Origin of the sequence: Clostridium sp. C8-1-8 (assembly GCF_009928445.1) — a bacterium.
Taxonomy (GTDB): Bacteria; Bacillota; Clostridia; order Clostridiales; family Clostridiaceae; genus Clostridium_AR.
The window spans coordinates 28,924-40,524 of sequence record NZ_JAABNO010000013.1 but is presented as its reverse complement, the minus strand read 5'-3'; the positions used below and the strand labels follow the sequence as shown (position 1 = coordinate 40,524).

Below are 11,601 nucleotides of genomic sequence, written 5' to 3'. Positions count from 1 at the left end.
AACTAAGGCACCGGAAGAAGATCAATCACTTAGTTTTATAATGGCTATATTAAGTTAAGCCTTCATTAAAGCTCAACGCCATAGGCTCTTAGACCTTCGACTAACTTGGTAGGATCTTTAAGTAGTATTGTATTGAAGTTAAGTTTTTTAGCTCCCTGAATATTTTCTTCCACATCATCAATAAATATTGATTCCTCAGGGTTAAGATTATATTTTTCAACTATCCTTGTATATATAGCTTCCTCAGGTTTTATTAGCTTTTCCTTATAAGATACTATACCTCCATCAAAAAGCTTGAAAAAATCATACTTCTCAGTTATATGTTCAAAGGCTAATAAGTGAAAGTTAGATAAAAAGTACAAGTTATACTTTAGTTCTTTAAGCTTTTTTATCACTTCAACGGTGGATTCGATAGGTGTAAGTATATCGTACCAACCCTCAAAAGCAAGTTTTATTAAATCTCCATTTGCCTTGCTTCTATTGATTATTACTTTTCTAGCTTCTTCTTCAGTGATAACACCTCTATCTAGCATCACCCATTCTTCGCTTTGAAATAACTCCTTATGTACCTCTAGAACCTTATCGGGTTCAGATATTTTTTGGCTAAGATAATCCTTAGGATTAAAATCTAAAATTACATTTCCTATATCAAATATTATATTTTTATACATTCTAAAACTCCTTTTCATACAATCAATATAAGCAACTATATTACATTATTATACATAAATAAATGTGATTGGTATATATGTGTGTGTATTAATTCTTTGGGTAAGCTCGTAAAAACATCACATGACTTATGGCTTAATCTCAACACAGCGCCTCAATAGAACCTAAAGTTTATTGTTTTGAATTCGTATATAATCTAATAAAAATAACAGATGGCTCCCAACATGGCATTGTTATAGGAGGTCATCTGCATTTATATAATAGCTTATATTCAGTTTTATTAAACCTTTCCTGTTAGAGTTAAATATATTAAAACAGCATTCATAATTATTATAACTGAAGCTATGAGCCAACCTAATATCTTTACAAAAGGTTTATTTACAAAGTCACCCATTAAGTCTTTTCTGTTAGTAATCTTTAGCATAGATATTATTGTAACTGGTAGTACAAAGCTTAAGCATACTTGGCTTATTACCAGTGCCTTCATTGGATTTACACCTATTGCTATAATAATTATTCCGGGAAGCATTGTTATGATTCTTCTTACAATTGCAGGAATTTTTAAGTCTACAAAGCCATCCATAATTGTTTCACCTGCCATAGCACCTACAGAAGAGGAGGAAAAACCAGAAGCTAGTAAAGCTGCTCCAAAAGCACCACTTGATAGAGAACCAAGTAAAGGCTCGAGAGATCTATGTGCTTGCTCTATTGAATCAACTACCATACCATGACTATAGAATACTGATGCTGAAACTATTACCATAGCGGCATTAACTATAAAGGCAATATTCATAGCTACGAACACATCAATCTTCTCCATGAAGAGATGTTTTTTCTTTTCTTCTAGAGTCTTATTGTTGCTTCGACTTTGGACTAACTGTGAATGAAGGTAAATTACATGAGGCATAACTGTAGCTCCAAGCATCCCTACTGCTATTAACAAAGCTTGGCCGTTGGGAATGGAAGGCAGTAAAGTATGAATAGCTACTTGAGACCAATCTGGTTTTGCAAGAAATAACTCTATGGTGTAGGCAATGCAGATTACAGCAATCAATATTGTAATAACAAGTTCAACAATTCTTTGACCGTATTTTTGGAGATAGACGATTGATAAGGTTATTATTGTAGTTATTACTACTGAGTAAGATATAGGAATATGAAGTAATAAGTAAAGCCCAAGTGCAGCGCCTACAAATTCAGCTAGGGAAGTGGCCATGGCTGCAAGAGTTGATACGATATAAAAGAACCAATTAACTTTCTTTGAAAATACTTCTCTGCACATCTGAGTTAGGTTCTTATTAGTTGCTATACCTAACTTGGCTGACATGATTTGAAGAAATATAGCCATTAGGTTACTCCATAAAATAACCCATAGTAGATTGTAATTAAAGGTAGAACCGCCACTGATATTAGTTGCAAAGTTTCCAGGATCAACATATGCAACGCTTACGATAAAGGCTGGGCCTAAAAATTTTAGTAAGTTTTTAAAACTTAGAAAAGTGCTAGACTTAGTATTTTCTTTTATATTATGAGTCTTTTTTGGAAAGCTTCGTTTATCCATATAATTCACCCTCTGTATTAAAAATAATATAAGTATCATAAGAGCAAAGTTTTACTCTAGGCTAAAATTCTTAACTTAATATAAACTATGAACTTAATTATAAAAATGTTACTCTAGAGTAATTTTTTAAGAAGTTAGTGCATATAATTTACTAAGCATTTATTAACCCTAAGAGAAGGTGAACAAATGGACAACAAAGCTTTCCGTACTTTCAGTGAATATATGAAAAATGAGGATAATCCACTTACTGCATCCATGGAGGATTATCTAGAGATGATATATCGGTTGTCAATAGATAAAGGCTTTACAAGAATACATGACTTATCCGATGCTCTAAATGTACATCCCCCCTCTGCTACCAGGATGGTACAGAGACTTGGAGAGTTAGATCTCTTACTATATGAAAAGTACGGAGTTATAGTTCTTAAGGAAGAAGGAAAGAAGTTAGGTGCATTTCTATTAAAACGCCACAAAACCATAGAGTGTTTTTTAAGAATCTTAGGAATTGCTGAGGACAAAATTTTGATAGAGACAGAAAAGGTAGAACATACTCTAAGTAATCAGAGTATAAAATGTTTCGATAAGTATATAGCTTTCATAAAAGATAATCCAGATATAGCTGTTAGGTTTGATGACTATATAGGTAAGAAGCAGAAGTAAAGAGTTTTTATGACCAAACGGAGCAAGTTTTTTTAAGTAATATCTTTAAGGTTTCTTACTTATTTTTGTAGGAATATAATTTTGTTATAGTAGGATCTGCTATATAAAGATGGACTATTTCAATATGAAATTTATTAAAAAAACTCCTCTGGATTCTGAGAGGATAATTTGAAAATATAAATTTTAGTATGAGGTGGTACATCCACAAATTTATATTTAGGAGACAGTTAAAATGTTAGAAGAGATGAGAAGCTTTTTTAATAAAAGGGTAGATGATTATGAACAGCACATGATGGATTTTGTTGATGGTGCAGGTAATTACTATATAGAAACAGCTAAGCTTGTGCCACAAAACCAACCTATAAATCTATTAGATTTAGGTTGTGGTACCGGATTGGAATTAGATGAAATATTTAAGTTTAATCCTAAGGTTGAAGTTACGGGGATTGACTTTTCAAAGGATATGTTGGAAAAGTTAAAGGAAAAGCACAAGGATAAAATAAATCGAATAACACTTATAGTAGACAGCTATTTTAATTATGATATGGGAGAGGAGAGCTTTGATGTTGCTCTATCTGTTCAGACTCTCCATCATTTCGCTCATGAAGAAAAGCTTCAGCTATATAAAAAGCTTTTTAAAAGCCTAAAACATGGTGGGATTTATATTGAAACTGACTATATGGCACCTAATCAAGAATATGAGGACTTTCATTTTCATGAGAATATAAGAATACGAAAAGAGCTTGGTATAACTGAAGGTTTCTATCATTATGATACTCCTTGTACTGTGGAAAATCAGAGAAAGCTGCTTTATGAAGCTGGCTTTAAGTCTGTAGAGAAGGTTAACCAGTTTGGAAATACTGTTATTCTAGTATCAAAGAAATTTTAAGACCACTTAATTTCAACACAGTACTTTAACAGAGTCAAAAGTTAATTTTACATCAGATTATTTATGTAAAAAAATTAGACAGTTTTAAGAAGCTGTATGTTTTTTAGACAAACAGAAAGTTTTGATTATTCAACATCTTTTTATAAAGAATTATATTATAACCATAGCAAGTGATTTGGGTATAAACTTGCTAGATAATATTTTATAAAGAGGGGTTGGGTAAAATGAGATTTAATTTTGACAGAAATGTAGATGTAGAAAAGATCAATGCTTATTTAGTTGGAGGGGGAATAGCATCTCTTTCAGCAGCGGTTTATTTAATCAGGGATGGTCATGTTCCAGCCAAGAATATTCATATACTTGAGCAAAGTAGCATAGAAGGCGGAAGTATGGATGGCGCTGGCAATCCTGAAACAGGTTACGTAATCCGTGGAGGAAGAATGTTTGATGAAGAGGCATATGCATGTATCTTTGGCATCATGGAGTGTATCCCTTCTCTAACTGATCCTACTGTTTCAATTATGGATGAGTTTAGAGCTTTTAATAAAAAAGTTCATACTTCATCAAAAGCTAGATTAATTGACAATGATGCAAACATATTAGAATCCTCAAAGTTAGGTTTTAATCGTCAAGATAGACTCGCTCTTATAGATATATTGATGAATACAGAAGATTCTTTAGGGACTAAGACAATTACTGATTGCTTCCCAGAGACTTTCTTCAAAACAAACTTCTGGTTTCAATGGACTACAACCTTTGCTTTTGAACCATGGCACAGTGCAGTAGAGTTTAAGAGATATCTTCATAGATTTTTTCATGAGCTTCCAAGGATAAGCGATTTGTCTGGAGTTCGTCGTACACCTTATAACCAATATGACTCAATAATACTACCTATGACTGAATGGTTAAAGGCACAAGGAGTTGATTTTCAATATGGCTGCTTAGTAACTAGCCTGGATTTTAACACAGACAATGATAAAAAGACTGTTACAGCAATTAATTGCTTGAGAACTGAAAAAGAAGAGAAGATAGTAGTTGAAGCTGATGATTTTGTATTTGTTACAATAGGTTCGTTAACTGCAGGAGCTAGCTTAGGTTCTATGAATACCGTACCAAAGCTTAATGATAAGACTGCAGGAGGAGACTGGAGTCTTTGGGAGAAGATAGCTAAAGAGTCACCTGAGTTTGGAAGACCAGAAGTATTTAACAACAGAGTAGAAGAATCTATGTGGGAATCTTTCACTGTTACTTTAAAAGATCCTACAATGTTTAATAAGATAATAGAATATACAGGAAATCAACCAGGGACAGGAGCTCTTATGACTTTCAAAGACTCAGGTTGGTTTATGTCCATAGTTCTACACAATCAACCTCACTTTATAAATCAGCCTGATGATGTACAAGCTTTCTGGGGCTATGCACTGTTTCCATATAAAGAAGGAGACTTTGTAAAGAAGAGAATGGTAGATTGTACTGGTGAAGAAATCCTCACTGAGCTATTGTACCATCTAAACTTTAAAGAAGATATGGACAAGATTATGAGCACATCTATATGTATTCCATGTATAATGCCATTTATAACAAGTCAATTTTTAACAAGATCAAAGGGAGATAGACCACAGGTAGTGCCAGAATGTTCTACTAACCTAGCTTTCCTTGGACAGTTTGCTGAGATCCCAGATGATGTTGTATTTACGGTAGATTACTCAGCAAGGTCAGCTCAAATGGCTGTATATAAATTCTTGAATTTAGATAAAGAAGTTACTCCTATATACAAAGGACAGTATGATGCAAGAGTACTTCTCAACTCAGCTATGGTTATGATGAGAGATGACAATCTACGTGAAGAGATAATGGCACTAAAGAAGTTATTTATAAAATAGTTAAGGATAAAGGGTTCAAGGCTTATACATTATAGCCTTGGACCCTTTTTTTACTCAGTATCTAGCTAGAGCACCTAGCATGCTGCCCTCTACAATATTTCTAATTTGTTCTACCATAGTCTTAGGGGATTCTTTCATGCCGCCTTTTATCCATTGAACTATTATTCCTACAAAAGCATGAGTATAAAATTCACATATAAACTTTTTGTCCTTTTGTGAAACCTTCAGCTGAGTAGACAGGTCATTAACTACGCCCAGGATGAGTTCATAGCTAAATTCAAAGAAATAACCGTCAAATGCATTTTGCCCAGGAGTATTAAGAGCATTTATATAAAAGGATTTGTTGTTCATTAGATAGCATAGGGTTCTATACATGCCATCAGGCCAGTTATCATAATGCCTGCAATTATCTATATTTTTTGTGACCTCAGTGTAATAAATCCAGTTTACAAGGTCAAATTTATCTTTAAAGTGATAATAGAAGGTTTGTCTATTTAGTCCGCAGTTATCTGCTATTTCTTGAATAGATATTTTAGATAATGGAATCGTCTCCATAAGCTGCTTAATCGAAGCTGCGAGAGCTCTTTTAGTTATTAATGACTCTGACATATCAATCTCCTATAACAGTTTTTCTTATTGATCATATAGTTTATTAATATGGGGATTTATAAATTACTTATAAGCTAGTCTGTTATTTCTATTATATATCATTTATGAAAATAATAACAATAATCATACAAAGCTGTAATAATATTTTAATTATCTAATTAACTTCATAAAAGAATCTAAAAACCAATGTTTTCAAAATTAACTATTTGAGAACATAAGTTTTAATATTAGGTGGTGTATCTATAAATAAGTATAAATATAACCAATGTTGTGATACTAAATAATAGTATATGAGGAATGGATGTGAAAGCATGTTTGACAATTATGATGTTAGGCATAAGATTGCAATCATATGGTTTTTATCTTTTATATTATTATGGATTATATTTAGAAATATTCTTCCTTTAAAATCTATGAATTATCAGCTTAATAAGATTCAAGCAACAATAGAACAGGGAGACTGGAAGAAAGCTGATCAGTACACTGAAGAGTTTGTACACAACTTTGAAAGCAACAAATTTATAATACAAGCAAATAATGCTACAGAAGCATTGATTAGCTTTGAGCACACAGTTGGACAACTTAAAGTAACTGTAAAGAATAGGCAAGATAGTTCATTAGAATATGTAGGAGCTCTAAGAGAAATGATAAATTTGGTGGTAAAACCTTTCTCTGGACCATAACTAGTTAGTTTTAATTGGAGGAGATTATGAAGATAGTTATAACTTATTCTATAAGGGTTATTTTAGTATACTTTTTCACTTATTTATCAACAAGAATGATGACAAAGAAAGCAATTGCTGAGATGACAGCTTATGAAATAGCTGGGGTTATGATACTTGCAAATGTTGCAGCAGAACCCTTAGTTGATAAGGTGGTAATAAAGTCAATATACGGAGTTGGAATGCTTGTGGCACTGATGCTTATTGCAGGAAGACTAGCTACTATAAATAAGCTTACTAGGTTTTTCGAACATACAGCTACTATAATAATAGAAAATGGAAATATTGATATGAAGGCTTTAAAGAAACTAAGTCTAAGTATGAATCAATTGAAGGGACTGCTAAGACAACAGGGCTGCGATAAAGTTTCAGATGTACAAACTGCGATTTTTGAACCTCAAGGAACGCTATCTGTTTTTCTCAAAGGTGAAAATAAACCAGTTACTCTTAAGGATTTAAATATGTCAGCAGCAAATGAAACTATTACTATTCCACTTATTCTAGATGGTACTATACAGCACAGTAATCTAAAACATATAGGAAAGGATGAAGGTTGGCTTATAAATGAACTGAAGAATAATGGGATTGAAGATTTTGTAAAGGAAGTTGCAATAGCGGAGCTAGACTCTTCATGGAAGCTAATTGTTTTACGAAAATATAATTAATTACTTATATTGATTTTTCAATAGGAGATATTTAGGAGCGATAATACAATGAGATATGATGTGGTTGAAAAAGATACTCCTTATAAAATAGGTGAAAACCTATATTCTGAAAAAACTATTGTAATAAATTTTTTTAATGATGAAGGGGAAGTAACTGAAATAAGACAATTTGGAGCTTTTAGTATAGAACAATTGCTAGATATAAAATCAGCATATATTGATTATAAGATTAGGGAACTTTATTTTTTGGATTTCTCCATAGAGGGGTATAGAGAGTTCTTTGGCTGTGATGGTGACAATAATATTAAGGACTTTTACGCTGAGAGATGTTTCTTTGACGGCAATTCAGATTTTAGCAATACTAAGTTTGGAGGAGAGGTATTTAGTCTAGCTAATTCTCTTTTTGGTAATGGTAAAGTTAATTTTGAAAAATCATATTTTTGGGTAAACAATACGGATTTTAATGGTATTAGATTCGGTAACGGAGAAAAGAACTTTTCTTTTTCTCACTTCTATGGAAAAGAGATAAATTTCTATGGAGCCCACTTTGGTGATGGAGATGTAAGCTTTAGGGCAAATAGCTTACCTGAGGGCCACTTAAATTTTAGTGGCGCATCCTTTGGAGATGGGCATATTGATTTTGACTATTCTATATTTAGTCCAGGTGGATTAGATTTTAGTGGTACAAACTTTGGTAAAGGGGATGTGTCCTTTAGAAATGCTAATTTTAGTAACGGAGATATCATATTTTTTGCATCTTCCTTTGAATTAGGAAAACTTTCTTTTAGTGGATCAATATTTGGAAATAGTAATATTGACTTTAGCTTTTGTAGATATTCTAAGTGTGATATACATTTTAGATATGTAGTATTTGGTAGTGGTAAATTTAATATGACTAGCTTGAACTTGACAGAAGGCAAGATTGTTTTCAAAGCTGCAGAGTTTAAAGGGAAACCTATAAGCTTTTCAGATAGTGCTATAGATGAACTTATATTTAAGGATTCCATATTTATTGAGCATGTAAATATGAGCTTGAAATATTGCGGAACCTTAGTGCTAGAAAATTGTATAATAGAAAAAACTTTTGATCTGGCTTCTTCAAGTAAAAAAGTCGTTAATATACAATCCTTTAATGTGCTTAACACAAAAAACTTAGGACAAATATATATAGATTGGAAAATGAATAAAGTTAAGGAAATGATATATTCTCAAGGTGATAAAACCAATTTTCAAGAGAAGGCTAATCAGTTCAGACTTTTGAAAGAGAATTTTAGAAATATTGGCAGGTACAATGATGAGGATTTGGCTTACTTAGAATTTAAGAGATGCGAAAGTATATATAAATTAAGAGGAGAAAACTTATCACCTGAGAATAATAAAATGATACATAAAATTAGAAGATATATGATGTTCCCTTTTAAGTGGTTTGTTTTAGATTTTGTAGGAAACTATGCTACAAATCCTATTAGAATAGGCTTTACTATGCTAATAACAGTAGTTACCTTTGCAGGAATATATACCTTGCCATTTGTAAAGCTAGATGGTGATAAGTTTTCTTCATATAAGAAAGTAAGCCCTATTCTACAGAAGTCCTTGCAAGGTTTATATCATAGCATTGCCACAATTTTAACCATAGGTTATGGAGATGTGAACCCAGGCAATATACAGGCTATGCTACTATCAGGTATTGAAGGGTTTATGGGAATGTTTCTAATGTCTTACTTTACAGTAGCCTTCGTAAGAAAAATATTAAGATGATATAAAGGCAGATGCGCAAAAAAATATACTGAAGAAAAACCGCTTCAGTATATTTTTTTATTCTTTAGAGGAAATTATATTTTAGATAAAGCTATGGATAAGTATGCTTCGATTGCTTAAGAAAGTATAGAGGAGAAAGAATAAAAAGAGAATTAAGTCGCCTGCCAGAATTTCTTCACATACGTTCAGAAAAGGTAGATGCGCAAAAAAATCACTGAAGGAAAAACGTTTCAGTGATTTTTTTTATTCTTTAGAGAAAATTATATTTCAGACAAAGCTGTGGATAAGTATGATTGAATTGGCTAAGAGTGTATAAAAGAGAAAGAATAAAAAAGAAAATTAAGTCGCCTGCCAGAATTTCTTCACATACGTTCAGAAAAGGCAGATGCGCAAAAAAAAATATACTGAAGAAAAACCGCTTCAGTATATTTTTTTATTTTAAACAAACCTAAAACGTTGAACATAAATCTAAAATAGTGTATATTATTGTTATTATACCAGGTTTATGTATTATTATCATTTATGTAAACGTTAAAGGTATTATAGGTATGGAGGAGAGAATGAATAAAAGATTTATAATTAATCTAACGAAGGTTATAATTGTAGTTGCATTTATAGTTGGCTTTGCATTCTATTTTGGTAGACCAAAGGAAGTTTCCTCAGGAGCAGATACAATTGTTAGGCTACAAGTCTATGACTTGCTAGGATATTATTTAACAAATACTAATTCTGAGGTGAAGATAGATAAAGACATATCACAAATATATGATAGTTATTATGTTCAAAGAAAAGGCTTAGCAGATTCTAAATATGTTTCTTTAGAATCTGTAAGTCATCCAGGGCACTTTTTAAAAAATGATAATAATATACTTACTTTATCAGAGAGTGATGGAAGTGCTTATTTTAAAGAAAATGCAACTTTTAAGAAGGTATCTGGGTTAGCTAGTTCAGCCTACGCCTCTTTTCAAACTTATAAAGATTCTAAGCTCTATATGAAGGTTAAGGATGGAAAGTGCATTTTTGAAGAAATATCAGGAGCTTCTGATAAAAAGGATGCTACCTTTAAGCTTTATTCCACCACAAGTACTATGACTAACCCAAGAGATACAGATAGAGATAAAGCTGATCCATATGTGTATAGTCATACAGATGGTTATTATTATGGAATGCATACTTATACGGTGGATGGTGCATATACTCCTAAGCTTATAATGTATAAAAGTAGAAATCTAAGCGATTTGTTTAATACTGAGGGGAAGATAATTTGGACCGCACCAGACTTTGGTTGGAATACTGAGAATATATGGGCACCAGAATTACACTATATAGATAAGGGTTGGTACATTTACTATAGTGGAGGAGGAAAGACCGGAGTTCTTAAAAATACTAGTGCTGATCCTACTACTGGTACATGGACAGATGCAGGTAGGTTATATGTAGAAGATGCAGATGATTGGGCAATAGATGGGACAATCCTTAGGCAAAATGGTAGTTTGTATTTTCTATGGTCTGGAATAACACCATCAGATCCAGGAGTACAAAAGATATTTATATCTAAGATGAGTAGTCCAACTTCTCTTACTGGAAAAAGAGTAGAGCTTTCAAGACCAAGTTTTTCTTGGGAGCAGCAAGGCACCAATGGAGTGTATAATGTGAATGAAGGGCCAAGCGTATTACAGCATAATGGAAAAACCTTTGTTACTTATTCAGCAAGCTTTTGTAGTACTCAGTATTATTGTTTAGGCATGCTTACTTGTGATAGTAAGTCAGACCCTTTAGTAGCCTCAAATTGGACAAAGTCAGAGAAGCCGGTGTTTCAGGCTTCAGAAGAAAATGGACTTTGGGGAGTTGGTCATAACTCCTTTGTAAAATCAAAAAATGATGATTCAGATTGGATTATATATCATGCCATGATGAGCCCAAATAACTATGCTCCGAGAATGGTTAGTATGCAGAGATTTACTTGGAACGGTGATGGCACACCAAACTTTGGTATACCAGTTGGAAGGTATAATCCTATACCAAAACCTAATGGAGAATAAATCAAGTTTAGTTAAATTTAGTTTCTATATAATAATATAGAAAATCTTTAAACTTATCTTTTAATTGAAATGAACTGCTTCAGCATATATAAGTTGTGTTGAAGTAGTTTTTTTAATATATTAATAAAAGGTATGTAAGTAAA

Annotated in this window: 10 protein-coding genes; 7 read left to right on the top strand and 3 right to left on the bottom strand. The window is 32.4% G+C overall.

Going from position 1 to position 11,601, the window contains the following annotated elements; all coding sequences use genetic code 11:
• Window positions 1–65: 65 nt before the first annotated feature.
• Together GXK57_RS14200 and GXK57_RS14195 are read right to left on the bottom strand one after the other, a co-directional pair.
• Window positions 66–671: an HAD family phosphatase gene (locus GXK57_RS14200; RefSeq protein WP_160677605.1), complete on the bottom strand. Its 606-nt coding sequence runs from the start codon at window positions 669–671 to the stop codon at window positions 66–68.
• A gap of 278 nt (window positions 672–949) precedes the next feature.
• Window positions 950–2,230: an Nramp family divalent metal transporter gene (locus GXK57_RS14195; protein ID WP_160677602.1), complete on the bottom strand. Its 1,281-nt coding sequence runs from the start codon at window positions 2,228–2,230 to the stop codon at window positions 950–952.
• Window positions 2,231–2,416: 186 nt separating this feature from the next.
• Between GXK57_RS14195 and GXK57_RS14190 the strand changes: the two genes are divergently transcribed.
• The 3 genes from GXK57_RS14190 (at window position 2,417) to GXK57_RS14180 (ending at window position 5,662) form a co-directional block, all read left to right on the top strand.
• Entirely contained in the window at window positions 2,417–2,890 is a 474-nt protein-coding gene (locus tag GXK57_RS14190) for an iron dependent repressor, metal binding and dimerization domain protein (protein WP_160677599.1), read from the top strand.
• Window positions 2,891–3,122: 232 nt separating this feature from the next.
• Window positions 3,123–3,779 carry a class I SAM-dependent methyltransferase gene (locus GXK57_RS14185; RefSeq protein WP_160677596.1) on the top strand — a complete coding sequence of 219 codons (657 nt, stop codon included), beginning with the start codon at window positions 3,123–3,125 and terminating at the stop codon, window positions 3,777–3,779.
• A gap of 224 nt (window positions 3,780–4,003) precedes the next feature.
• Window positions 4,004–5,662: an oleate hydratase gene (locus GXK57_RS14180; RefSeq protein WP_160677593.1), complete on the top strand. Its 1,659-nt coding sequence runs from the start codon at window positions 4,004–4,006 to the stop codon at window positions 5,660–5,662.
• 54 nt (window positions 5,663–5,716) lie between these two features.
• Here the strand turns inward: GXK57_RS14180 and dhaS are convergent, their stop codons facing one another.
• Entirely contained in the window at window positions 5,717–6,271 is a 555-nt protein-coding gene (dhaS, locus tag GXK57_RS14175; protein WP_160677590.1) for a dihydroxyacetone kinase transcriptional activator DhaS, read from the bottom strand.
• A gap of 311 nt (window positions 6,272–6,582) precedes the next feature.
• On the opposite strand from dhaS, the gene GXK57_RS14170 reads away from it, so the two are divergent.
• The 4 genes from GXK57_RS14170 (at window position 6,583) to GXK57_RS14155 (ending at window position 11,458) form a co-directional block, all read left to right on the top strand.
• Window positions 6,583–6,954: a hypothetical protein gene (locus tag GXK57_RS14170; RefSeq protein ID WP_160677587.1), complete on the top strand. Its 372-nt coding sequence runs from the start codon at window positions 6,583–6,585 to the stop codon at window positions 6,952–6,954.
• Window positions 6,955–6,980: 26 nt separating this feature from the next.
• Window positions 6,981–7,658 carry a DUF421 domain-containing protein gene (locus GXK57_RS14165; protein WP_160677584.1) on the top strand — a complete coding sequence of 226 codons (678 nt, stop codon included), beginning with the start codon at window positions 6,981–6,983 and terminating at the stop codon, window positions 7,656–7,658.
• 48 nt (window positions 7,659–7,706) lie between these two features.
• Window positions 7,707–9,416: a potassium channel family protein gene (locus tag GXK57_RS14160; protein ID WP_160677581.1), complete on the top strand. Its 1,710-nt coding sequence runs from the start codon at window positions 7,707–7,709 to the stop codon at window positions 9,414–9,416.
• Window positions 9,417–9,976: 560 nt separating this feature from the next.
• Window positions 9,977–11,458 carry a family 43 glycosylhydrolase gene (locus GXK57_RS14155; protein WP_160677578.1) on the top strand — a complete coding sequence of 494 codons (1,482 nt, stop codon included), beginning with the start codon at window positions 9,977–9,979 and terminating at the stop codon, window positions 11,456–11,458.
• The last annotated feature ends 143 nt before the right edge of the window (window positions 11,459–11,601 follow it).